We start from the raw sequence: 23,544 nt of genomic DNA, 5'->3' as shown, positions 1-23,544 counted from the left end.
CAATGACCATCAACTATCCGAGCGCGGCGCAGATCGACGAAGCCGCCGCCTTGCTCGATGCGGGCGAACTCGTCGCGTTCCCGACCGAGACGGTTTACGGCCTCGGCGGCGACGCCGAGAATCCGGACGCCATCGCGCGTATTTATGCGGCGAAGGGCCGTCCGGCGAATCATCCGGTGATCGTGCACCTCGCACCCGAAGCCGATCCGGGCTATTGGGTGCGCGAACTGCCCGCCGATGCGCAGAAGCTCATCGATGCATTCTGGCCCGGCCCTTTGACGCTGATTCTCAAGCGGGCGTCGCATATTCCGGCGGCGGTCAGCGGCGGCCAGGATTCGGTGGGCGTGCGCTGTCCGTCGCATCCGGTGGCGCAGCAACTGCTGTCGGCGTTTCATGCGCGGCGGATGGGGACGGGCAAGCAGGGCGGCGTGGCGGGGCCGTCGGCGAACCGCTTCGGTCACGTCAGCCCGACGACCGCGCAGCACGTGCGCGACGAGTTCGGCGGCGCGGTGCATGTGCTCGATGGCGGGGCGGCGGATGTCGGCATCGAATCGACCATTCTGGATTTGTCGCGCGGATTTCCGGCGCTGCTGCGGCCGGGGCATGTGAGTCCGCGGCAGATCGCGGATGTGATCGGCGTTGCGCCGATGTTGCCGGATGGATCGGATGCCACGGCGCCGCGCGCGTCGGGGACGCTGAAGGCGCATTACGCGCCGCGCACGCCGCTGGCGTTGCTGCCGTTTGCGTCGATCGAGCCGTTGATCGCGGCGTTCGATCGATCGGGCGGCGGGAAGGTCGCGTTGGTGGCGCGGCCGTCGAGCGCGGGCGAGTGGGCGCATGCGGGGCATGTGCATTTCGTCGCCGCGCCGGAAGATCCGCAGAGTTATGCGCGCGATTTGTACGGCTTGCTGCGTGCGCTGGATCGGGCGAATGTCGAGCGGATTCTGATCGAGAAGCTGCCGGAGACGGTGGAGTGGATCGCGGTGAACGATCGGCTTGGGAGAGCGGCGGCGGCGTTCGAAGAGGAAGAGTGACGGGTCGCAGGGGATTTGTTTTGGGATCAGTGGGTTAGGATTTTCAGCAAGTCCCCTCCGCTTTCGCGAAACCCATCCTCAAAACAAAAAACCGCCCGGCGATCCCCAGCCGGGCGGTTTTCCCATCCACTAACGCAAGAACCCGCTTACTTCCCGAGCCCCGTCCCCGCGACCGTCTGCTCCGCGAACTGCGCATAGAGCGCATGCAGATGCGTCGTCGGGTGCACGGTGTCGGCGTACATGTACGTCTGATCCGCGCCCGCGACCGTCAGCGTCTCCGGCGAGCAGAAGAGGCTCGTCGCGAAATCCTGCGGATCGGGTTCGCCGAATTTCTGGGCCGCCTCGGCCATCGCCTTCAGATTGCACGCCGTTCCCGTGTTCGACACGGTGAAGCCCAACTGCTGATAGTTCGCGGTGATATTGGCGAGTTTCGGCGGAACATCCAGATAGATGACCTTCGACTTCAGATTGACCGCCTGCAGCGCGCCGTCGAGCGTCTGATTGAAAATCGACGAAAAGGTGGAGAGCGCGCCGCGCGTGGTGGCGTCGCTGAGCATGCCCTGGGGCGTCGTGCCGATGTCCGGCACGTTCGAAACCAGCACGTGCGTCGCGCCGCTTTGCAGGATCGTGCCGATCACGCCCACGAGGTCTTTCGCCGCCTGCTGGATCGCGCCCGCCGCCGCGAGCTGCGTCATCTGACCCGCCGCGACCAGTTGCAGGTTGAACAGAACGTCGTTCGCGCCGCCATTCACGATGACGAGCTGGTTCGCATTGAAGCTGCCGTGCGCCTTGATGTAGTTCTGCACCTGCGTCACGACCGGCACCGTCAGCGCGCCCGTGTAGTTCGCCGGATCCGTCGTCGCGTGCCCGATGCCGATCGGATTCGTCACGCGCGAGCCGCCCTGCGCATAGCCGAAGCCCGCTTGCGTCGCGGGCGGCGTGCCGAAGCCGCCTGTCATCGCGGGCGTGAGCGTATCGCCGTAATACTGCGCGACGTTCTGCACCCAGACCTGACCCGGATTCGTCGTGAACCGGCCGCCGCCGAAGTTCGCCGCCGCGACCGGCGCATACGTGCCGACATCGGAAAGACTGTCGCCGAACGAAACCACCTGCAGTTTCACGCCGCCCGCCGGCGTGGAGTTGTCGTCATCGCCGCCGCCGCCGCACGCGGCGATCAGGGCGAAGGCCGCGCTGGCCGTCGCGACTTGGGCAAAGCGCACCAGTGCGGCGCGCGTCGAGCGTTGCTTCTTCATGGACCTCGTCTCCCTTCTTACGTGTTTTCTAGTTTGATTGCGGCGTCCGACCGTGTTGCGGTCTTCATGCCGCCAGCTTGCGAGTTTAAGCGATGCCGCGCGCCCCTTCCGGCACGCGAAGCCTCCGGCCGAGCGCCGTGCCCGACAGCGTACACGCCGCGCGCGTCTTCCCGGGCGTCACTTCGTAGAAGAAATCTTCGGTCCCGCCGGGCAGCCGTGCCCGCGCGCGCGGCTCACTCCGCCGCGCCCGGCTTGCGCGCGCCTTCGTAGACCCATTCGAGCAACGCGTCGTGCGCGGCGCGCGCGGCTTCGGCGCGCGGATCGTTGATGAAGCTCACGACGACATAGCTCTCGCCGTTCGCCGCGCCGACATAGCCCGCGATCGCCCGCACATCGCGCAGCGTGCCGGTCTTGATGTGCGCGTTGCCGAGCGCGCCCGCGTTGGTTAGGCGGTTGCGCATCGTGCCGTCGACGCCCGCGACGGGCAGCGATTCGACGAACACCTGCGCAACCGGACTCGCGTTCGCCGCCATCAGCAGGTCCGCGAGCGACGTCGCCGTGATGTGCTCGTCGCGCGAAAGGCCCGAGCCGTTGTCGAGCGTGAGGCCGTTCATCGGCAGGGCGCTGCGCTTCAGGAACGCCTGGATCGCCGCAGCCGATTTCGCGGTCGTCGCGGGCGGCTTCGACTGGGCCGCGCCGATCGTGAGGAACAGGTTGCGCGCCATCACGTTGTTGCTGAACTTGTTGATGTCGCGCACGACGTCCGACAGCACCGGACTGCGATGCGTGCCGACGAGCCGCGCATTCGACGGCGTCGGGCCTTCGCGCGTCGTGCCCTGGAACGTGCCGCCCGCCTGCTTCCAGAGCGCGAGGAAGCCGCCCGCGAAGAACGTCGAGTGATCGAGCGCGGCGACGTTGATCGTGCGCGAACCGCAGCGCAACGGATAATCGCCGACGAACGATGCCTGCACGAAGCCGCCCTGCGTCTGCGCCACGCTCGGCGACGCCGCCTGGAGCGAGCCCGTGCAGGCGCCGCGCGTGACGCGCAGTTCGTTGTCGATCTGCAATTGCGCGAGTTGCGGCAGCACGTCGATGGAAACTTGTCCGTCGGAACTCGGCGTCAGCGTGAACGACAGCGACTTGAATGCGTACAGCAACGGGTCCGGGCCGACGTTGTAGGGCGCGCTGTCGTCGTTGTCGAAGGCGGGCAGGTCGCGCGTGGAGGCGTCGAAGTAGCGCTTGTCGAGCACGAGCGCGCCTTCGATGCCCGTGATGCCGTTCTTGCGCACCTGATCGACGAGATCGATCAGCTCTTCCGGCACGAGCTTCGGGTCGCCGGTGCCCTGAATATACAGATTGCCGTGCAGCACGCCCTGGGCATCGACTTCGCCGTCGGCGTACGCGGTCGTTTTCCAGCGATAGTCCGGACCGAGCATCGAGAGGCCCGCGTACGTGGTGACGAGCTTCATCGTCGAGGCGGGCAGCATCGGATCGTTCGCGTTGACGGAGACGAGCGGCACCGGCGCGCCGACGCGCTGCACGACGACGCTCATCGACGAAAGCGGCACGTGCGCGTGCGCGAGCGCCGTCATCACCGATGCGGGCAGCGGCCCGGCGGGCACGCTCGCCTGCGCGGCGCGCTCGGCCTTCGCGCGCTTCGATTTGGCGCCGCCTATCGCCGCGCGCTGCGGCGCGTGGCCTTGCGAATCGGCCTTCGAGCCGCCGCCGCGCGCGTTTGCATCGTCCATATGACCGGACGTCGCGCAAACGAAGGCTGCGGCGAGCGCGAAGGAAGTAAGACGGCTGGACACGGAGCGAAAAACAGGCGGCATGGACGAGCGTTGTTCTTGGGGCTGAATGGCTGGCGGCGCGCGGGGCCGCGCGGGAAGCGGCTATTGTAGACAAGCTGGCTTGCGGAAATCGTACGGCGGGAAAATCGATCGCTACAGTCGATGTCCTCCGAAAGCGGACGATCCGCGACGTTAAGTCCCGTTTAAGCCTGCGGCGAGCACGCACGGCTACAATGAGTCGCGGCTTCGAGGCCGCCCATGCAACTACGAACTGAACTGTGCCATGCGAATCCTGCTTGTCGAAGATGACCGGATGATTGCCGAAGGCGTGCGCAAGGCGCTGCGCGCGGACGGTTTCGCCGTCGACTGGGTGCAGGACGGCGAGGCGGCGCTCACGGCGGTCGCGGGCGAGTCTTACGACCTGATGCTGCTCGATCTCGGGCTGCCCAAACGCGACGGCCTCGACGTGCTGAAGACGTTGCGCGCGCGCGCCAACTCGCTGCCGGTGCTGATCGTCACGGCGCGCGACGCCATTGCGGATCGCGTGAAAGGGCTCGACGCCGGCGCCGACGATTACCTCGTCAAGCCCTTCGATCTCGACGAGCTCGGCGCGCGCATGCGTGCGCTCATCCGCCGGCACGCGGGGCGGGGCGAATCGCTCGTGCGGCACGGTGAACTGACGCTCGATCCGGTCGGTCATCAGGTGACGCTCGCGGGCGCGCCCGTGTCGCTCTCGGCGCGCGAATTCGCACTGCTCGAAGCGCTGATGGCGCGGCCCGGCGCGGTGCTGTCGAAAAGCCAGCTCGAAGAAAAAATCTACGGCTGGGGCGAAGAAATCGGCAGCAATACGGTCGAGGTGTATATCCATTCGCTGAGAAAGAAGCTCGGCGCCGATCTCATCCGCAACGTGCGTGGCCTCGGCTACATGGTCGCGAAGGACGCCTGATGCGGTCTATCCGCCGGCAATTGCTGATCTGGCTGCTCGCGCTCGTGATCGTCGGCGTGGGTTTCGCGGGATGGCTCATCTATCGGCAGGCGCTCGCGGAAGCCAACGAACTCTTCGATTATCAGTTGCAGCAAATCGCGGCCGCGCTGCCGTCGGAGCCGTTTTCGTCGGTGCTGAGTTCGCGCAGCGAGAGCGACGAAGGCGTCGTCATCCAGATATGGAACCGCAACGGCGCGCTGATGTACTTCTCGCATCCACGCGTGCCGCTCGCGCCGCACGCCGAACTGGGCTTTTCCACCGAATCCACGCCGCGCGGCGAATGGCGCGTGTATAGCGCGATCGTCGGCGACAACGTCGTGCAGCTCGCGCAGCCGCTGTCGATCCGCAATCGCGTCGCGGCGGGCGTCGCGTGGCGCACGCTGTGGCCGCTCGTGCTGCTGCTGCCGCTGCTCGGGCTCGCGACCTGGGTGATCGTCGGGCTGGGCCTCGCGCCCTTGCAGCGCGTGACGCGCGCGCTCGACACGCGTCATCCCGAAGCGCTCGATCCGCTCTCCGATCAACGTCTGCCGCAGGAAGTGCGGCCGGTCGTGCGCGCGTTGAATGCGCTGCTTTCGCGGCTCTCGGCTGCGCTCGATACGCAAAAGGCCTTCGTCGCCGATGCCGCGCACGAACTGCGCACGCCGCTCGCGGCGGTGCAGATTCAGGCGCAACTCGTCGCGCGCGCACAGGACGACGAGACGCGCCGCGAGGCGCTCGCGGATCTGCATGAAGGCATCGCGCGCGCCACGCGGCTCGCCGAACAATTGCTCGCGCTCGCGCGGTCGGAGCCGGACGGCAAGGGCGTCGAGACACAAGTCGATCTGAGCGCGCTGCTCGAAAGCTGCGTGCGCGGTTATGTGCTGGTCGCGCAGGCGCGCGGCGTCGATCTCGGCATCGAGGCGAGCGAGCCGGCGACCGTGAAGGGCGATGCGGATGCGCTGCGCGTGATGTTCAACAATCTCATCGACAACGCGACGAAATACACGCCGAAAGGCGGGCGGGTGGACATCACGCTCACAGTGAAAAATGGCCGGCCCGTGGTCGAGATCGCGGATAGCGGGCCGGGCATTCCGGCCGAAGAGCGCGACCGCGTGTTCGACCGGTTCTATCGCGTGGGCGGTGGCGCCAATCGCGCGCGCACGGACGTCGCGGGCAGCGGACTCGGCCTTGCGATCGTCAAGCGCATCGCGGATCAGCACGGCGCTCGCGTCGCGCTTGCCGAAGCAGCGAGCGGAGGCCTTTCAGTCAGCATCAGTCTGTAATGAGCGAAGCGCCGAAGCCGGTGCGTTTGGGCGCTTGCCTTTCGGCTGCATGTTCCAACGCTGGGCGGCCCTTTTCGCATCGCGTATTCCGCGCGACTTTCAACATTTAAGAAGCATTTAAGCGACGCCCCGTAATCTTCGTTCATCGAATCGCGCGAACCCCAGAGCGCATCGCATCCCGTCAGGAGCACACACGATGAAAGCGAAGATCCTCACCCGCAGCGCCGTCGCGGCGGCCGTTGCCGTTGCCTTGTCGGCGGGTTATGTGGCTGGACACAACAACGTCCCGGCGCCGCAGGTCATCGCGCCCGCGCAAGCGGCCTTGATGCCCGCCGAAGCCGCTGCGAAAACAGGCATTCCTGACTTTTCCGGTCTCGTCGAGACCTATGGGCCCGCCGTGGTGAACATCAGCGCGAAGCACGTGGTGAAGCAGACGTCGAATCGACGCAGCCAGAATCAGGTGCCGATGGATCCGGACGATCCCTTCTACCAGTTCTTCAAGCGCTTCGGCGGCATGCCGGGCTTCGGCGGCGGCGATGGCGGCCCCGGCGCGGATCGGCCGAGCGAAGGGCTCGGTTCGGGTTTCATCGTGAGCAGCGACGGCTACATTCTGACGAACGCGCACGTCGTCGATAACGCCAACATCGTCACCGTGAAGCTCACGGACAAGCGCGAATATCGCGCGAAGGTGATCGGCGCCGACAAGCAGTCGGATGTCGCCGTGCTGAAGATCGATGCGAAGGACTTGCCGACGGTGAAGATCGGCGACCCCAACGGCAGCAAGGTCGGCCAGTGGGTCGTCGCGATCGGCTCGCCTTATGGCTTCGACAACACCGTGACCTCGGGCATCATCAGCGCGAAGTCGCGCGCGCTGCCCAACGAAAACTACACGCCGTTCATCCAGACCGACGTGCCGGTGAATCCGGGCAACTCGGGCGGCCCGCTCTTCAATCTGCAAGGCGAAGTGATCGGCATCAACTCGATGATCTATTCGCAGACGGGCGGCTTCCAGGGCCTTTCGTTCGCTATCCCGATCAATGAGGCGATCAAGGTAAAGGACGCGCTCATCAAGACGGGTCACGTCGATCGCGGCCGTCTCGGCGTGACGGTGCAGGGCATGAACCAGACGCTCGCGAATTCGTTCGGCATGAAGTCGCCGCAAGGCGCGCTCGTGAGCTCGGTCGAGCCGGGCGGACCGGCCGCGAAGGCGGGCCTGCAGCCGGGCGACGTGATCACCGCGCTGAACGGCGTGCCGGTGGCGGATTCGACTTCGCTGCCGTCGCAGGTGGCGGGTCTCGCGCCGGGCACGTCCGCGAAAGTGACGGTGTGGCGCGACAAGAGCGCGAAGGATCTCTCCGTGACGATCGGCGCGTTGAAGGACGCGAAAACCGCGAGCGCGAACACGGGCGGCGGCGACGGCGCGTCGGCGCAGGACGCGCGGCTCGGCGTCGCGGTGCGCCCGCTCACGCCGGAAGAGAGGCAAAACGATTCGCTCGCGCGCGGCCTGCTCGTGCAGCAGTCGAACGGCGCGGCGGCGAGCGCGGGCATCCAGCCGGGCGACGTGATTCTCGCCGTGAACGGCCAGCCGGTCACGTCGGTGCAGCAACTGAAGGCGATGGTTCAGCGCGCGGGCGACAGCATCGCGCTCTTGATCCAGCGCGACGACGCGCAGATCTTCGTTCCCGTCGATCTCGGCTGACGCCTTCGCCGCGCTGCGCGATGCGGGCACGAACCATGCTCCACGGTTCCCTGGTGCCCCATCGCGCGAAACCGGCGCATCGGGCGTGACGCCGCCGGCTCGCGGGCGCGGCGGCATCGGATAAAGGAGCGGAAACATGACGAGCAAGACCACGGGCAAGCTGGCCGTCGCAGTTCTCGTTGCGGCGATGAGCGCAGGCATGGCGGGCGGCGCCTGGGCGCAGACGACCGGCGGCACGACCACCGACAACTCGAGCGCCGGCAACACCAACGGAGGCGGCCTGCCGCAAATTCAGCAGCAGGGCGACGTCTCCTACACGTCGGGCGGCGTGGGACTCGACGAATCGCGCGCATTGTTGCGCGAACAGGCGCACTGGCCGTTGTCGCTGCGCTTTACGGGCCCGACCGCCGACTACCTTTCGGGCGTGCACGTGCGCGTCGTCGACGGCAAGGGCGCCGAGGCGCTCTCCACCGAGTCGATGGGACCGTATATGCTCGTCAAGCTGCCGCCGGGCAGCTACACGGTCTACGCGAAGTACAAGGATCAGGAGAAAAAGCAGGCGGTGACGGTCGCCGGACCCGGCAAGGCCAAGGCGGCGTTCCACTGGAACATTCAGTAGCCGCGAGCGTCGAAGGGACATACGCCCGGGGCATCGAAAGCGCTCACGCAGCATCGGAAGTTTGTCTCATAATTAAGCCACGGTCGTCTCGATGACACGTGGCTTTTTCTTGGGATGTCGGTTCTCACGCGGGAGGGGCAGCACGATGGGCACGGAACTGAACGACGGGCACCAGGCGGCGCATCACATCGAGATCACGCTGAATGGCCGGCGCTGCCGCGTGATCCATCAGGGCGTGACTTACGCCGATACGCACGCGTCCCTCACGCTCATCGAGCCGGGTACGGAAAAAGTGCACTACTTCCCGCGCGCCGACGTGAACATGGCGCGTCTGGAGCGCTCCATCCACACCACGCATTGCCCGATCAAGGGCCCGGCCACGCACTATCACCTGCTGACCGAAGATGGCCCGGTGGAAAACGCCGCGTGGAGCTACGAATCGCCGCTCGACGCCGCCGTGAAAATCAAGGGCTATCTCGCGTTTTACGGTTCGCGCGTCGATCGCATCGACGAAACGTCGTAGGCGCGCATCCGAACAGACACCGCAACCCCGCTCAGCCATAACGGACGCATGCGATCCTTTTGCCGGAGGCTCGAATGGAAGTCACCGATGCCTTGTGCGTTCCGCTCGACCCGGCGCATGTCCGGGAGGCGTTGAGCGATCTCGCGCTCTTGCGCGCGAGCCTCGACAATTGCGAATCGTTCACGCGCACGCCCGGCGGCGAGTATGTCCTCACGCTGATCGTGCCGCTCGGCGCGTTGCGGGCGCGCTACGAGATCCGCGCGCACGCCGCCGGACGCACGCGGCAGGCGGCGCACGCGGAAGGCGAAACGACCGGATCCGACGATGCCGTCTACGCCCGCACGCTGAGCTTCAAGGCGCGCGGCGAGGGCGTGGGCTCGTTGCGCGGGCAGATCGCGGTCGCGTTGAATCCGGACGACGACGGCGGCGCGACGTGGATCGAATACACGGTCTGGGCGACGGTATCGGGACCGCTCGCCGGTCTGCCCGCTCGCCAGATCGAAAACGCGTTGCGCGAAGGCGCCGACGAATTCTTCGCCGAATTCTGCGAAGTGGTGCGCGCGAAACACGGCTTGCCGTCGATGCGCGCGGCGGGCGATCGCGCCGAGCGCCGGCACGTGTTCCTGCGGCCGAGCGCGATGTCCGCGGCGTTCTCGCGTCGCTCGGGCGCGATGCGCGCGCCGTCGGCGGATGCCCACGCGAGCGGCGTGCTGCGGCATCGTCTGCACGGGCACGGCTTCGGGCATCCCGAGCGCGATCATTCGCACGATCCGCATCCGCTCGGCTTGCCCGTCTGGGCGTGGGCGGCAATGCTCGTGTGCGTCGCGCTGTTCGCGTATTTGGCGCAGCACGTCGGGCTGCAGTGAGGGCTAGGCGCCGCGAAACGCCCTTCGATAAGCCGACGGCGACGTCTTCAGCGTCTGCGCGAACTGCTGGCGCAGCGTCGCGCCGGTGCGAAAGCCGCTTTGTTCCGCGATGCGATCGATCGGCAGATCCGTGTCTTCGAGCAGGCGCTGCGCGAGCGCGACGCGCTGTCCGACGAGCCACGCGCCGACCGTCGCCCCCGTCGTTTCCCGAAAGCGCCGCGTGAAGTTGCGGCGGCTCATCGCCATGCGCGCGGCGAGCGCATCGAGTGAATGATCCGTTTGCAGGTTGGCGCGCAGCCAGTCGAGCAGTCCGGCGAGCTTTTCGCCGTTGTGGCGCTCGGGAATCGGCTCGTCGATGAACTGCGCCTGCGAGCCCTGCCGATGCGGCGGCACGACGAGCCGCCGCGCGACCTGATTCGCCGCGTGCGAGCCCGCCAGCTTGCGCACCACGTGCAGACAGCAATCGAGTCCGGCCGCGGTGCCGGCGGAGGTCGTGATGTTTTCGTCGTCGATATAGAGCACGTTCGGATCGAGCCGCACGCGCGGATATCGGCGCGCGAAATCGTCGGCCCACGCCCAGTGCGTCGTGGCCGCGCGGCCGTCGAGCAGTCCCGCCGCCGCGAGCACGTACGAGCCGAGGCACAGCCCGACGACATGCGCGCCGCGTGCGTGCGCCGCGCGAAGCGCGTCGAGCAGCGCATCGGGCGGCGTCTCGTCCGGATCGCGCCACGAGGGCACGACGATCACGTCGGCGTCAGCGAGGGCGTCGAGCGCATGCCGGGCCGCGATCGTGAAGCCGGCGGATGTCGCGAGCGCGTGCGGCTCGGCGGCGCACACGCGGAAGTCGAACGACGGCACGCCGATTCCCCCGCGCTCCTCGCCGAACACGATGCACGGCACCGCGAGATGAAACGGGCTGATGCGGTCGAATGCGACGACTGCGATCGAATGACGGGTCATGGGCGGCTCCAACAAAACATCCAATCCGTGCATTTTGGCCCGATTCCGATGAAAGTTGGCGATCGGGCCACTTCTTGACGCCGTGCGTGCGCGGCGACAATGCTCCGATCATCCACGAAGGAGCTGACCATGCCGCGCCGCGCCCTGATCGTCATCGATGTGCAGAACGAGTACGTCGACGGCAACCTGTTGATCGAATATCCCGATGTGAAGGTGTCGCTCGCGAATATCGCGCGCGCGATGGATGCCGCCGAGAAGCACGGCGTGCCGGTCGTCGTCGTGCAGAATTTCGCGCCGCCGACCGCGCCGGTCTTCGCGCGCGGCTCAGCGATGGCCGAACTGCACGAAACGGTCGCGTCGCGGCCGCGCGCGCATTACGTCGAGAAATCGCTGCCGAGCGCATTCGCCGGCACCGATCTCGCCGACTGGCTGACGGCGCACGACATCGACACGATCGTGATCGCGGGCTACATGACGCACAATTGCGACGATTCCACCGTCAGGCACGCGGTGCACGCCGGTCTCGCGGTGGAGTTTCTCGTGGATGCGACGGGCGCCGTGCCCTACGAAAACAGCGCGGGGCGGGCGAGTGCGGAAGAGATCCACCGCGTCTTCACGGTGGTTATGCAGTCGCGTTTCGCCGCCGTGCTCGGCACGGACGACTGGATCGAGGCGCTGCAAACCGGCGAACCGCCCGCGCGCGACAACATCTACGCGTCGAACCAGCGGGCGCGCGCCGCGAATTCAGGCGCCGGCCGCTAAGAGCAGCGACGGACTGCAACGCAAGGCGTCGAAGCACGCATCGATGAGCGCTTCGGCGTCGCGCTCCGGATGCACGAGGTCCGGCAGCATCAGCGAATCGTGCAGGATGCCGGTGAAGAGGCAGTGGAGCATGGTCGTGGCGCGGCGCGTGTCGAGCGTCGCCGGAAGCTGCTTCTTTTCGACGGCGTTGCGCAGCGCGCGCTCGATGCGCTCCATGCCGTCGCGCATGTTGTTCTGATGCCGCTCGCGCACCGGTCCCATTTCCTCGACGAACTCGCACTTCATGAAGAGGATGTCGAAGATGCGCCGGCGTTGCTCGTCGGTCGTGATGTTGCGCATGCACCAGACGAAAAGCTCCCGAAGGCGCGTGAGCGGGTCTTCTTCCTTGCCGTCGAGCGTGGTTTCGATGAGCTCGTCGAGCGGCAGCAGGCTGCGGTCGAACATCGCGTTGAAGAGATCGCCCTTGTTGGCGAAGTGCCAGTAGATCGCGCCGCGCGTCACGCCCGCCGCCTGCGCGATATCCGCGAGCGTCGTGCGCGACACGCCTTTCTCATAGAAGACGCGCTCGGCCGCGTCGAGAACGCGATTGCGCGTCGCCTGCGCTTCTTCCTTGGTTCGTCTGACCATAACTTGCGGCCTGCGGGCCGTCTGCTCCTGCTCTTGCTGCCGTTGAACTGGCGCGCGCCTGCGCCCCTGTCGAAGATCCGTCGACCGTAATCGATTCCCCTGAGCGAATTCTTTCCCGTCTCAAATGGGTACAAACGCGTACGGTTTTATACATTCATCCACGAATGTATATACAATACCACCCGTTCACCAATATTCACAAATTTCAGCCGACGAGCGGTTTGCGATTAAGCTTTCGTTTCCATTGCCGTTCCGACCGTCCCTGGGTCACAGGCGGCGCTTCCGAAGCGTCGCGCACGGTCATGAAACGCCGGCTGCTGGCCGGCGGCGCGGCTCAATCGTCGGACAAGTTTTGTTTATTGGCAGCGTCCTGAACGGACGCTCGTGCGCGGCATTGCCCGGGGAAGGCCGCCGCGCACCTAATTCACTCTCAGTCTTAGACAGAGGTCGCTCCATGCGCGTCGAACGGGTTCCACTCCGCTTAATCACCGCCGCGACGGCTGCCGTGTTCCTGGCAGCGTGCGGACAAAAACAATCAGCACCTCCGCCACAAACGCCCGAAGTGGGCATCGTCACCGTGCAGCCGACGAGCGTGCCGGTCGTCGCCGATTTGCCGGGCCGCACCAACGCCTATCTCGTCGCGCAAGTGCGCGCTCGGGTGGACGGCATCGTGCTGCGCCGCGAGTTCACCGAAGGCTCCGAGGTCAAGGTCGGTCAGCGGCTCTACAAGATCGATCCGGCGCCGTACATCGCCGCGCTGAACAACGCGAAGGCGTCGCTGGCGAAGGCGCAGGCGAACGTCGCGTCGCAGAACGCGCTGGTCTCGCGCTATAAGGTGCTCGTCGCGGCCAACGCCGTGTCGAAGCAGGACTACGACAACGCCGTGGCCGCGCAAGGCCAGGCCGTCGCGGATGTCGCGGCGGGCAAGGCATCGGTCGATACGGCGCAGATCAATCTCGGCTACACCGACGTCGTCTCGCCGATCAGCGGCCGCACGGGTCTGTCGCAGGTCACGCCGGGCGCTTACGTGCAGGCGAGCGCCGCGACGCTCCTGACGACCGTGCAGCAGCTCGACCCGATCTACGTCGACCTGACGCAATCGAGCGTCGAGGGCCTGCAACTGCGCAGGCAGATTCAGGAAGGCCGCCTTCAGACCGAAGGCATCCACGCCGCGAAGGTCACGCTCGTGCTCGAAGACGGCCGCAACTACACCGAGCAGGGCAAGCTCCAGTTCTCCGACGTGAGCGTCGACCAGAGCACCGGCTCGGTGACCGTGCGCGCGATCTTCCAGAACAAGGACCGCGTGCTGCTGCCGGGCATGTTCGTGCGTGCGCGCATCCAGGAAGGCATCAACGATCACGCGCTCGTCGTGCCGCAGATCGGCGTCACGCATGACCAGAAGGGCACGCCGACCGCGCTCGTCGTCAACAAGGACGACAAGGTCGAACTGCGCCAGCTCGTCACGAGCGCCACCTACGGCAACAACTGGGTGGTCGACAGCGGCCTGAACGCGGGCGACCGCGTGATCGTCAACGGCGTGGAGAAGGCGAAGCCCGGCATGCAGGTGAAGCCGGTCGCCGCGAAATTCCCGTATCCGGCTTCCGACGCGCAGGCAGGGGGCGCAGCCGCGCCGGCCGGCGCCAGCGGCGCGAGCGGTGCGCAAGCCGCGTCGGCTGCTTCGGCGGCGTCGGGCGCGTAATAAAAGGGAGCCTGTTACATGGCAAAGTTTTTTATCGATCGACCGATCTTCGCGTGGGTGATCGCGATCATCCTAATGCTGGCGGGGATGGCGTCGATCTTCACGCTGCCGGTCGCCCAGTATCCGACGATCGCGCCGCCTGCGATCCAGATCAGCGCGACGTATCCGGGCGCATCCGCGAGCACCGTCGAAAACACGGTGACGCAGGTGATCGAGCAGCAGATGACCGGCCTCGACCACTTGCTGTATCTCTCGTCTACGTCGGATGACTCGGGCACGGCCACCGTCACGCTGACGTTCGCGGCGGGCACGAACCCCGACATCGCGCAGGTGCAGGTGCAGAACAAGCTGCAGCTCGCCACGCCGCTGCTGCCGCAGGTCGTGCAGCAGCTCGGCACGAAGGTCACGAAATCGAGTTCGAGCTTCCTGCTCGTGCTCGCGTTCGTGTCCGAAGACGGCAGCATGAGCAAGTACGACCTCGCGAACTACGTGGCGTCGAACGTGGCGGATCCGCTTTCGCGTATCGACGGTGTCGGCACCACGACGCTGTTCGGCTCGCAATACGCGATGCGCGTCTGGCTCGATGCGACCAAGCTGACGAACTATTCGCTCACGCCGGTTGACGTGAAGAACGCCATCACCAACCAGAACGTGCAGGTGGCGGCGGGCGGTCTCGGCGGCACGCCGGCGGTGGCGGGGCAGATGCTCCAGGCGACCATCACGGAAGCAACGCTGCTGCGCACGCCCGGGCAGTTCGGCGACATTCTGCTGAAGGTGAATCAGGACGGCTCGCAAGTGCGTCTGAAGGACGTCGCGAAGATCGACCTCGGCGGCGAGAACTACAACTTCGACACGAAGTACAACGGCGCGCCGACGGCCGGCTTCGGTATCCAGCTCGCGACGGGCGCGAACGCGCTCGCCACGGCGAAGGCGGTCCGGGCCAAGATCGACGACCTCTCGAAGTACTTCCCGCACGGGCTCGTCGTGAAGTATCCGTATGACACGACGCCGTTCGTGCGCCTGTCGATCGAGGAAGTGGTCAAGACGCTGATCGAAGGTATCGTGCTCGTGTTCCTCGTGATGTATCTGTTCCTGCAGAACCTGCGGGCGACGATCATCCCGACGATCGCGGTGCCGGTCGTTCTGCTCGGCACGTTCGCGATCATGTCGGCGGTGGGCTTCTCGATCAACGTGCTGTCGATGTTCGGCCTCGTGCTGGCAATCGGCCTGCTCGTGGACGACGCGATCGTGGTCGTGGAAAACGTCGAACGGGTGATGTCCGAGGAGCATTTATCGCCGAGAGAGGCGACGCGCAAGGCGATGGGCCAGATCACCGGCGCGCTGATCGGCGTGGCGCTCGTGCTGTCGGCGGTGTTCGTGCCGGTGGCGTTCTCGGGCGGCTCGGTCGGCGCCATCTACCGGCAGTTCTCGCTCACGATCGTCGCGGCGATGGTGCTCTCGGTGATGGTCGCGCTGATTCTCACGCCGGCGCTGTGCGCAACGATCCTGAAGCCGCATCCGGAAGGGCATCAGCCCGAAAAGAAGGGCTTCTTCGGCTGGTTCAACCGCACCTTCAACAAGAGCCAGGAGAAGTACCACAGCGGCGTGCAGCACGTGATCCGGCGCTCGGGGCGCTGGCTCATCATCTATATCGTCGTGATCGTCGCGGTGGGCATGCTGTTCCTGCGTCTGCCGAAGTCGTTCCTGCCGGACGAAGACCAGGGCACGATGTTCGTGCTCGTGCAGGCGCCGGCCGGTTCCACGCAGGAATACACGGCGCACGTGCTGAAGGACGTGCAGGAATATCTGCTGAAGGACGAGAAGGCGATCGTCGAATCGGTGTTCACGGTGAACGGCTTCTCGTTCGCGGGCCGCGGCCAGAACTCCGGTCTCGTGTTCGTGCGGATGAAGGACTACGCGGACCGCCAGCACGGCGACCAGAAGGTGCAGGCGCTCGTGGGGCGCATGTTCATGCACTTCGCGCCGTACAAGGACGCGCTGATCTTCCCGGTCAATCCGCCTTCGATTCCCGAACTCGGCACGGCGGCGGGCTTCGACTTCGAGCTGCAGGATCGCGCGGGCCTCGGCCACGCGAAGCTGATGGAAGCGCGCAACATGCTGCTCGGCATGGCGTCGAAAGACCCGACGCTCGCGCAGGTGCGCCCGAACGGCCTGAACGACACGCCGCAGTTCAAGGTGAACGTCGACCGCGAGAAGGCCAACGCGCTCGGTGTCGCGATTTCGGACATCGACCAGACGTTCTCGATCGCGTGGGCGTCGCAGTACGTGAACAACTTCCTCGACGTCGATAACCGGATCAAGAAGGTCTACGTGCAGGGCGACGGTCCGTTCCGCATGAATCCGGACGACATCAACAAGTGGTACGTGCGCAATGGCGCGGGAACGATGGTGCCGTTCGGCGCGTTCGCAACCGGCGCCTGGACCTACGGTTCGCCGAAGCTCGAGCGCTACAACGGTATCTCGGCGGTGGAAATCCAGGGCGCGGCGGCGCCGGGCAAATCGACCGGCCAGGCAATGACGGCGATGGAAGCGATCGCGGCGAAGCTGCCGGCGGGCATCGGCTACGAATGGACGGGTCTGTCGTATCAGGAACGTCAGTCGGGTTCGCAGGCGCCGATCTTGTACGGCATCTCGATTCTCGTCGTGTTCCTGTGTCTCGCGGCGCTGTATGAAAGCTGGTCGATTCCGTTCTCGGTCATCATGGTCGTGCCGCTCGGCGTGCTCGGCGCGCTGCTCGCCGCGACGCTGCGCGGTCTGGAAAACGACGTGTTCTTCCAGGTCGGCCTGTTGACGACGGTGGGCCTCTCGGCGAAAAACGCGATTCTGATCGTGGAATTCGCACGCGAGCTGCGCATACAGGGCATGTCGACGGTCGAAGCGGCGATGGAAGCGGCGCGGCTGCGGCTGCGCCCGATCCTGATGACGTCGCTCGCGTTCATTCTCGGCGTGATGCCGCTCGCGATCAGCAACGGCGCGGGTTCGGCGAGCCAGCACGCGATCGGCACCGGCGTGATCGGCGGCATGTTGACCGCGACCTTCCTGGCCATTTTCATGATCCCGATGTTCTTCGTCGTGATCTCGAAATTCAGCAAGAGCAAGGACGTGCCGTCGCCGGGTACATCGGGCGACATCGAAGGCCCGAACGGTAAGGAAGGACACTGAGATGCTTAAACATTCCTTGATCGCGGCCGCCGTGGCGGTATTCGCCGCGGGCTGCACGCTCCAGCCGAAATACGAGCAGCCGGCGGCGCCCGTCGCGCAGACCTTCCCGGAAGGCGGCGTGTACGCGAACCAGCCGGACGCGTCGTCGACGGCGAGCAATGGCCGCACCGCGAACGGGCAGAGCGCGCCCGAGATCGGCTGGCGCGATTTCTTCGCCGATGCGCGCCTGCAGAAGATCGTCGAACTCGCGCTGAAGAACAATCGCGACCTGCGCGTCTCGGTGCTCAACGTCGAGGCGGCGCGCGCGCAGTATCAGATCACGCGCGCGGGCCTGTTCCCGACGCTCGACGCGGTGGCGTCGCAGAGCAAGCAGCGCACGCCGCGGAACTTGTCGTTCTTCGACCAGACGATCTCGAACACGTACTCGGTCGGCCTGAACGCGTCGTGGGAAATCGACTTCTTCGGGCGCATCCGCAGCCTGAAGGACCAGGCGCTCGCGCAATATCTGTCGACGGCCGAATCGCGCAAGGCGGCGGAAATCGCGCTGGTGTCGTCGGTGGCGGATCAGTATCTGACGATGATCGCCTTCGACGATCAGCTCACCGTCACGCAGAACACGCTCAAGACCGCGCAGGAGTCGTTCCGCATCACGAAGCTGCAGTACGACAACGGCACGGGCACCGAGTTGGACTTGCGTCAGTCGGAAGGCGTCGTCGAAGAGGCGCAGGCGAATCTGCAAACGCAGTCGCGCTTGCGCGCGCAGGCGGAAAACGCGCTGGTGCTGCTCGTGGGCGAGCCGTTGCCCGCGGACTTGCCGGCCGGCATGCCGCTTGACACGCAGAACCTGCTCTCGGACATTCCGGCGGGCCTGCCGTCCGATCTGCTGACGCGCCGCCCCGACATCGCGGCGGCGGAGCAGTCGCTGCTCGCGGCCAACGCGAACATCGGCGCGGCGCGCGCGGCGTTCTTCCCGCGCGTCTCGCTGACGGGCAGCTTCGGCACGCTGTCGCCGACGCTCGGCGGCCTGTTCAAGCCCGGTTCGGCCGCGTGGTCGTTCGCGCCGCAGATCACGGTGCCGATTTTCGAGGGCGGCGAGAACAAGGCCAACCTCGATCTGGCGAACGTGCAGAAGCGCATCGAGATCGCCAATTACGAGAAGGCGATCCAGACGGCGTTCCGTGAAGTCGCGGACGGTCTCGCCGCGCGCGGGACGTTCGACGAGCAGATCAAATCGCTCGAACGCTTCGTGAATTCGCAGAGCCGGCGTCTGGAGTTGTCGGACCTGCGCTATCGCAACGGCGTCGACAGCTATCTCGCGGTCCTGACCGCGCAGACGGCACTGTACGAGGCGCAGCAGTTGCTGATCACGGCGCGGCTGAATCGCCTGACCAACCTCGTCGATCTGTATCAGTTCATGGGCGGCGGATGGATCGAGCGTGCCGGCGACGCGCCGCGCCCCGCGGATGCGCCCGTCGACTACGGCTCGCAGGGCACGCCGCCGCAGCCAGCCTCGGCTCCCGCGGCGAGCTGATCCGCCCCGGCGTGTTGCACACGAAGCCCGGCCAAGCGCCGGGCTTTTTCATGCGCGTTTTCCGCGATGTCTCACTTCTCTGCGCATTCGGCAGATTTGTTTTAGCTGCCATCAATTTTTGACAGAACCGCCGTTGGATCGAGCGTCCGCGCCGCGATCGATCAATATAATCGACGGCTCGTCATCACGCGACGACGCGTTTTGACAATTTAGTTATCCCAAAAATATCGCCTCCTTCGAGGCGATCAACCTCTCCGACGCCCGGCCGCACCGGGCGCCGCGATCCGCGACTTTCGCATCGCACGAGAACACGCCGCGTGCGCGGCCCGCCATGACGCGAGGACGCGCGCGCCTTTCATCTTCAGCAAACAGAGAGGCCTTGCGTCCCATGCGTTTCAAACGGATTCCATACCGCCTCATCGGTATCACGACGGCCGCGCTGATCGCGGCCGGTTGCGGGGAGAAGCCTCCCGCGATGGCGTCGCATACGCCGGAAGTCGGCGTCGTCACGCTCGCGAGCGTCGCGGTGCCGGTCACCTCGGAACTCACGGGCCGCACGAGCGCGTTTCTCGACGCCCAGGTGCGCGCCCGCGTCGACGGCATCGTGCTGCGCCGCGAATTCACCGAAGGCAGCGTCGTCAAGGCGGGGCAGCGGCTCTACAAGATCGATCCGGCGCCGTACATCGCACAACTGAACAACGCGAAGGCGTCGTTTGCGAAGGCGCAGGCGAACCTCGTGTCGACGACCGCGCAGGCGGATCGCTACAAGGTGCTCGTCGCGTCGAACGCGGTCAGCAAGCAGGACTACGACAACGCCGTGGCGGCGCTCGGACAGGCCGAAGCGGACGTCGCCGCCGCGAAGGCCGCGATCGACGCCGCGCAGATCAACCTCGGCCATACCGATGTCACGGCGCCGGTTTCGGGGCAGACGGGCATCTCGCAGGTCACGCCCGGCGCTTACGTCCAGGCGGCGCAAGCGACGTGGATGGCCACGGTTCAGCAGCTCGATCCGATGTACGTCGATCTCACGCAATCGAGCCTCGATGGCCTCAGGCTGCGCCGTCAGATTCAGGAAGGGCGCCTCTCGACGAGCGGCCCGAACGCCGCGAAGGTCACGCTGATTCTGGAAGACGGCCGCGTCTATCCCGAACAGGGCAGATTGCAATTCAGCGATGTCACCGTGGACCCGTCGACCGGCTCGGTCACCGTGCGCGCGATCTTCCCGAACAAGGACCGCGTGCTGTTGCCGGGCATGTTCGTGCGCGCGCGCTTCGAGGAAGGCGTGAATCCGAATGCGCTCGTCGTGCCGGTGCAGGGCGTCACGCACGACCAGAAAGGCACCGCGCTCGCGATGGTCGTCGGCAAGGACAACAAGGTCGCGATGCGTCCGCTCGTGACCTCGGGCACGCACGGCCAGAACTGGGTGGTCGAGAGCGGCCTGAATCCCGGCGACCGCGTGATCGTCGAGGGCATCGACAAGGCGCGTCCGGGCATGGACGTGAAAGCGGTGCCCGCGCACTTGCCCGAAGCGCCCGCGTCCGCCGCCGGCGCGTAAGGACGGGGAACGCTTCATGGCCAAGTTCTTCATCGATCGCCCCATTTTCGCGTGGGTGATCGCGATCCTTCTGATGCTGGCGGGCATCGCGTCGGTTTCGACGCTGCCCGTCGCGCAGTATCCGACCATCGCGCCGCCGTCCATCCAGATCTCGGCGACGTATCCGGGCGCGTCGGCGCAGACGGTGGAAAACACCGTCACGCAGGTGATCGAACAGCAGATGAGCGGCCTCGACCATCTGCTGTATCTCGCATCGACCTCCGACGACAGCGGCACCGCCACCGTCACGCTGACCTTCGCGGCGGGCACCAACGCCGATATCGCGCAGGTTCAGGTGCAGAACAAGCTGCAACTGGCGACGCCCAATCTGCCGGCCATCGTGCAGCAACTGGGCACGAGCGTGACCAAGTCGAGCAGCAGCTTCCTGCTCGTGCTGGCGTTCGTGTCCGAAGACGGCAGCATGACCCGCGATGACCTCGCGAACTACGTGGCGTCGAACGTGCAGAACCCGATCAGCCGTCTGAACGGCGTCGGCACCGTGACGTTGTTCGGCTCGCAATACGCCATGCGAATCTGGCTCGATCCGAACAAGCTGGCTCAATACAGCCTCACGCCGCTGGACGTGCAGAACGCGCTGCAGTCGCAGAACGTGCAGGTCGCGGGCGGGCAGCTCGGCGGCGTGCCCGCCGTGCCCGGCCAGTCGATGCAGGCGACCATCACCGAAGCGACGCTGCTGCGCACGCCCGAGGAGTTCGGCAACGTGCTCCTGAAAGTGCGCCAGGACGGCTCGCAGGTGCGCCTGCGCGACGTGGCGCGTGTCGGTCTGGGCGGCGAGAGCTACAACTTCCGCACGGAGTACAACGGCCGTCCGGCGGCGGGCTTCGGCATTCAGCTCGCGACCGGCGCGAACGCGCTCGCGACCGCCAGCGCCGTGCGCGCGAAGATCGATCAGCTTTCGAAGTTCTTCCCGCACGGCCTCGTCGTGAAATATCCGTACGACACGACGCCGTTCGTGAAGCAGTCGATCGCCGACGTCGTCAAGACGCTCTTCGAGGCGATCGTGCTCGTGTTCCTCGTGATGTACCTGTTCCTTCAAAACCTGCGCGCGACGCTGATCCCGACCATCGCCGTGCCGGTCGTGCTGCTCGGCACCTTCGGGATCATGGCGGCGGCGGGCTTCTCGATCAACACGCTGTCGATGTTCGGCCTCGTGCTCGCGATCGGCCTGCTCGTCGACGATGCGATCGTGGTCGTGGAAAACGTCGAGCGCGTGATGACCGAAGAGGGTCTGCCGCCGAAGGAAGCCACGAAGAAGGCGATGAGCCAGATCACCGGCGCGCTCATCGGCGTGGCGCTCGTGCTGGCGGCCGTGTTCGTGCCGGTCGCGTTTTCGGGCGGCTCGGTCGGTGCGATTTATCGCCAGTTCTCGCTGACCATCGTCTCCGCGATGGGCCTCTCCGTCCTCACCGCGATGGTCCTCACGCCGGCGCTGTGCGCGACCATGCTCAAGCCGCATCCGCAGGGCCACGAGGAGAAGAAGACGGGCTTCCTCGGCTGGTTCAACCGCACGTTCGCGAAGGGACAGGTGAAGTACCACGGCGCCGTGGCGCACGTGATCCGGCGCTCGGGGCGCTGGCTCATCATTTATCTCGTGGTGATCGTGGCGGTCGGCATGCTGTTCGCGCGTCTGCCGAAGGCGTTCCTGCCGGATGAAGATCAGGGCACGATGTTCGTGCTCGTGGCTACGCCCGCCGGCGCCACGCAGGAAATGACGCAGCGCGCGCTCAACGACGTCGCCGGTTATCTGCTGGAAAAGGAAAGCGCGGTCGTCGAATCGGTGTTCACGGTGAACGGCTTCAGCTTCGCGGGCCACGGGCAGAATTCGGGTCTCGTCTTCGTGCGGTTGAAGGACTTCGACAAACGCACGGGTGCCAGCGGCAAGATTCAGGCGCTCGTGGGCCGCACCTTCGGCGCGTTCGCGGGCTACAAGAACGCGCTCGTCTTTCCGGTGAATCCGCCGTCCATTCCGGAACTGGGCACGGCGGCGGGCTTCGATTTCCAACTTCAGGATCGCGCGGGCGTCGGTCACGCGAAGCTGATGGAAGCGCGCAACATGCTGCTCGGCATGGCCGCGCAGGACCCGTCGCTGGCTCAGGTGCGGCCGAACGGCCTGAACGACGCGCCGCAGTTCAAGGTGAACATCGACCGGCAGAAGGCGCTCGCGCAGGGCGTCGATCCGGCGATGATCGACCAGACGTTCTCGATCGCGTGGGCGTCGAAGTATGTGAACAACTTCCTCGACACCGACAGCCGCATCAAGAAGGTCTACATGCAGAGCGACGCGCCGTTTCGCATGTCGCCCGAGAACATCGATAGCTGGTACGTGCGCAATGCGTCCGGCGCGATGGTGCCGTTCTCGTCGTTCGCGACGACCGAGTGGACCTACGGTTCGCCCAAGCTCGAACGCTACAACGGCCAGTCGTCGATCGAAATACAGGGCGTTGCGGCGCCGGGCAAATCCACGGGCCAGGCGATGGCCGCGATGGAAGCGCTCGCCGGCAAGCTGCCCGCCGGCATCGGATACGAATGGACGGGACTTTCGTATCAGCAGATCCAGTCCGGTTCGCAAGCGCCGATTCTTTACGGCATCTCGATTCTCGTCGTGTTCCTGTGTCTAGCGGCCTTGTACGAGAGCTGGTCGATTCCGTTCTCCGTGGTCATGGTGGTGCCGCTCGGCGTGATCGGCGCGCTGCTCGCCGTGTCGTTGCGCGGACTGGAGAACGACGTGTTCTTCCAGGTGGGCCTGCTCACCACGGTGGGGCTGTCCGCGAAGAACGCGATTCTGATCGTCGAGTTCGCGCGCGATCTTCAGCTCTCGCAAAAGATGGGTCCGATCGCGGCGGCGCTGGAAGCCGCGCGTCTGCGTCTGCGGCCCATTCTGATGACCTCGCTCGCGTTCATTCTCGGCACGCTGCCGCTCGCGATCAGCAACGGCGCGGGTTCGGGCAGCCAGCACGCGATCGGCACCGGCGTGATCGGCGGCATGTTGACCGCGACGTTCCTCGCCATCTTCATGGTGCCGATGTTCTTCGTCGTCGTGCGTGCCCGCTTCGGCGGCGACAAGGAAGACACCGAAGCCGCGCTCGCGCGTTACGAAGCGCAGCGGCGCGCGCAACACGGCAACGAAGGACACTGA

Annotated in this window: 17 protein-coding genes; 13 read left to right on the top strand and 4 right to left on the bottom strand. The window is 65.9% G+C overall.

Going from position 1 to position 23,544, the window contains the following annotated elements:
• The first annotated feature begins 2 nt into the window (after nucleotides 1-2).
• A complete protein-coding gene (locus NOV72_RS11185) occupies nucleotides 3-1,034 on the top strand; it encodes an L-threonylcarbamoyladenylate synthase (protein WP_106854662.1) in 1,032 nt (343 codons plus the stop codon).
• A 146-nt stretch (nucleotides 1,035-1,180) separates the two neighbouring features.
• On the opposite strand, the gene NOV72_RS11180 is transcribed toward NOV72_RS11185, so the two are convergent.
• Both NOV72_RS11180 and dacB read right to left on the bottom strand, forming a co-directional pair.
• On the bottom strand, nucleotides 1,181-2,287 hold the full coding sequence (locus tag NOV72_RS11180; RefSeq protein WP_106854661.1) for an SGNH/GDSL hydrolase family protein: 1,107 nt from the start codon (nucleotides 2,285-2,287) through the stop codon (nucleotides 1,181-1,183).
• A gap of 233 nt (nucleotides 2,288-2,520) precedes the next feature.
• Entirely contained in the window at nucleotides 2,521-4,119 is a 1,599-nt protein-coding gene (gene dacB, locus NOV72_RS11175; RefSeq protein WP_106854660.1) for a D-alanyl-D-alanine carboxypeptidase/D-alanyl-D-alanine endopeptidase, read from the bottom strand.
• A 241-nt stretch (nucleotides 4,120-4,360) separates the two neighbouring features.
• Between dacB and NOV72_RS11170 the strand changes: the two genes are divergently transcribed.
• The 6 genes from NOV72_RS11170 (at nucleotide 4,361) to NOV72_RS11145 (ending at nucleotide 10,031) form a co-directional block, all read left to right on the top strand.
• Nucleotides 4,361-5,023 carry a response regulator gene (locus tag NOV72_RS11170; RefSeq protein ID WP_062260179.1) on the top strand — a complete coding sequence of 221 codons (663 nt, stop codon included), beginning with the start codon at nucleotides 4,361-4,363 and terminating at the stop codon, nucleotides 5,021-5,023.
• Nucleotides 5,023-6,324 (top strand): ATP-binding protein, encoded by a 1,302-nt coding sequence (locus NOV72_RS11165; RefSeq protein ID WP_106854659.1) that lies wholly within the window; start codon nucleotides 5,023-5,025, stop codon nucleotides 6,322-6,324. The genes NOV72_RS11170 and NOV72_RS11165 overlap by 1 nt, the downstream gene beginning before the upstream one ends.
• A gap of 196 nt (nucleotides 6,325-6,520) precedes the next feature.
• Nucleotides 6,521-8,023, top strand: coding sequence for a DegQ family serine endoprotease (locus NOV72_RS11160; protein ID WP_106854658.1), 1,503 nt, complete (start codon nucleotides 6,521-6,523; stop codon nucleotides 8,021-8,023).
• Between the two features lie 136 nt (nucleotides 8,024-8,159).
• Nucleotides 8,160-8,642 (top strand): hypothetical protein, encoded by a 483-nt coding sequence (locus NOV72_RS11155; RefSeq protein ID WP_106854657.1) that lies wholly within the window; start codon nucleotides 8,160-8,162, stop codon nucleotides 8,640-8,642.
• Nucleotides 8,643-8,787: 145 nt separating this feature from the next.
• Nucleotides 8,788-9,165, top strand: coding sequence for a DUF427 domain-containing protein (locus NOV72_RS11150; protein WP_106854656.1), 378 nt, complete (start codon nucleotides 8,788-8,790; stop codon nucleotides 9,163-9,165).
• Between the two features lie 74 nt (nucleotides 9,166-9,239).
• Entirely contained in the window at nucleotides 9,240-10,031 is a 792-nt protein-coding gene (locus NOV72_RS11145; protein WP_106854655.1) for an SRPBCC family protein, read from the top strand.
• A gap of 3 nt (nucleotides 10,032-10,034) precedes the next feature.
• Here NOV72_RS11145 and NOV72_RS11140 read toward each other — a convergent pair whose 3' ends face one another.
• Entirely contained in the window at nucleotides 10,035-10,991 is a 957-nt protein-coding gene (locus tag NOV72_RS11140) for a helix-turn-helix domain-containing protein (RefSeq protein ID WP_245932988.1), read from the bottom strand.
• Nucleotides 10,992-11,114: 123 nt separating this feature from the next.
• Here NOV72_RS11140 and NOV72_RS11135 point away from each other — a divergent pair, with 123 nt between their 5' ends.
• On the top strand, nucleotides 11,115-11,753 hold the full coding sequence (locus tag NOV72_RS11135) for a cysteine hydrolase family protein (protein ID WP_106854852.1): 639 nt from the start codon (nucleotides 11,115-11,117) through the stop codon (nucleotides 11,751-11,753).
• Here the strand turns inward: NOV72_RS11135 and NOV72_RS11130 are convergent.
• The gene (locus NOV72_RS11130) at nucleotides 11,736-12,380 is read right to left on the bottom strand and encodes a TetR family transcriptional regulator (protein ID WP_106854653.1); all 645 of its coding nucleotides are present in this window, start codon (nucleotides 12,378-12,380) and stop codon (nucleotides 11,736-11,738) included. The two genes, NOV72_RS11135 and NOV72_RS11130, sit on opposite strands and share 18 nt — an antisense overlap.
• Before the next feature lie 454 nt (nucleotides 12,381-12,834).
• On the opposite strand from NOV72_RS11130, the gene NOV72_RS11125 reads away from it, so the two are divergent.
• The 5 genes from NOV72_RS11125 (at nucleotide 12,835) to NOV72_RS11105 (ending at nucleotide 23,544) form a co-directional block, all read left to right on the top strand.
• Entirely contained in the window at nucleotides 12,835-14,079 is a 1,245-nt protein-coding gene (locus tag NOV72_RS11125; RefSeq protein ID WP_106854652.1) for an efflux RND transporter periplasmic adaptor subunit, read from the top strand.
• 18 nt (nucleotides 14,080-14,097) lie between these two features.
• Nucleotides 14,098-17,262 (top strand): efflux RND transporter permease subunit, encoded by a 3,165-nt coding sequence (locus NOV72_RS11120; RefSeq protein WP_106854651.1) that lies wholly within the window; start codon nucleotides 14,098-14,100, stop codon nucleotides 17,260-17,262.
• 1 nt (nucleotide 17,263) lies between these two features.
• Nucleotides 17,264-18,793, top strand: coding sequence for an efflux transporter outer membrane subunit (locus NOV72_RS11115; RefSeq protein WP_106854650.1), 1,530 nt, complete (start codon nucleotides 17,264-17,266; stop codon nucleotides 18,791-18,793).
• 388 nt (nucleotides 18,794-19,181) lie between these two features.
• On the top strand, nucleotides 19,182-20,348 hold the full coding sequence (locus NOV72_RS11110) for an efflux RND transporter periplasmic adaptor subunit (protein WP_106854649.1): 1,167 nt from the start codon (nucleotides 19,182-19,184) through the stop codon (nucleotides 20,346-20,348).
• Nucleotides 20,349-20,364: 16 nt separating this feature from the next.
• Nucleotides 20,365-23,544 carry an efflux RND transporter permease subunit gene (locus tag NOV72_RS11105; RefSeq protein WP_106854648.1) on the top strand — a complete coding sequence of 1,060 codons (3,180 nt, stop codon included), beginning with the start codon at nucleotides 20,365-20,367 and terminating at the stop codon, nucleotides 23,542-23,544.

This window comes from Caballeronia novacaledonica (assembly GCF_900258035.1).
Lineage (GTDB): Bacteria > Pseudomonadota > Gammaproteobacteria > Burkholderiales > Burkholderiaceae > Caballeronia > Caballeronia novacaledonica.
The sequence above is the reverse complement of the archived record's forward strand: the minus strand, read 5'-3'. Positions and strand labels throughout refer to the sequence as shown.

Coding starts and splice junctions, on each gene's coding strand:
- NOV72_RS11185 (WP_106854662.1), top strand. CDS start 3: ATGACCATCAACTATCCGAGCGCGGCGCAGATCGACGAAGCCGCCGCC.
- NOV72_RS11180 (WP_106854661.1), bottom strand. CDS start 2,287: ATGAAGAAGCAACGCTCGACGCGCGCCGCACTGGTGCGCTTTGCCCAA.
- dacB (WP_106854660.1), bottom strand. CDS start 4,119: ATGCCGCCTGTTTTTCGCTCCGTGTCCAGCCGTCTTACTTCCTTCGCG.
- NOV72_RS11170 (WP_062260179.1), top strand. CDS start 4,361: ATGCGAATCCTGCTTGTCGAAGATGACCGGATGATTGCCGAAGGCGTG.
- NOV72_RS11165 (WP_106854659.1), top strand. CDS start 5,023: ATGCGGTCTATCCGCCGGCAATTGCTGATCTGGCTGCTCGCGCTCGTG.
- NOV72_RS11160 (WP_106854658.1), top strand. CDS start 6,521: ATGAAAGCGAAGATCCTCACCCGCAGCGCCGTCGCGGCGGCCGTTGCC.
- NOV72_RS11155 (WP_106854657.1), top strand. CDS start 8,160: ATGACGAGCAAGACCACGGGCAAGCTGGCCGTCGCAGTTCTCGTTGCG.
- NOV72_RS11150 (WP_106854656.1), top strand. CDS start 8,788: ATGGGCACGGAACTGAACGACGGGCACCAGGCGGCGCATCACATCGAG.
- NOV72_RS11145 (WP_106854655.1), top strand. CDS start 9,240: ATGGAAGTCACCGATGCCTTGTGCGTTCCGCTCGACCCGGCGCATGTC.
- NOV72_RS11140 (WP_245932988.1), bottom strand. CDS start 10,991: ATGACCCGTCATTCGATCGCAGTCGTCGCATTCGACCGCATCAGCCCG.
- NOV72_RS11130 (WP_106854653.1), bottom strand. CDS start 12,380: ATGGTCAGACGAACCAAGGAAGAAGCGCAGGCGACGCGCAATCGCGTT.
- NOV72_RS11125 (WP_106854652.1), top strand. CDS start 12,835: ATGCGCGTCGAACGGGTTCCACTCCGCTTAATCACCGCCGCGACGGCT.
- NOV72_RS11120 (WP_106854651.1), top strand. CDS start 14,098: ATGGCAAAGTTTTTTATCGATCGACCGATCTTCGCGTGGGTGATCGCG.
- NOV72_RS11115 (WP_106854650.1), top strand. CDS start 17,264: ATGCTTAAACATTCCTTGATCGCGGCCGCCGTGGCGGTATTCGCCGCG.
- NOV72_RS11110 (WP_106854649.1), top strand. CDS start 19,182: ATGCGTTTCAAACGGATTCCATACCGCCTCATCGGTATCACGACGGCC.
- NOV72_RS11105 (WP_106854648.1), top strand. CDS start 20,365: ATGGCCAAGTTCTTCATCGATCGCCCCATTTTCGCGTGGGTGATCGCG.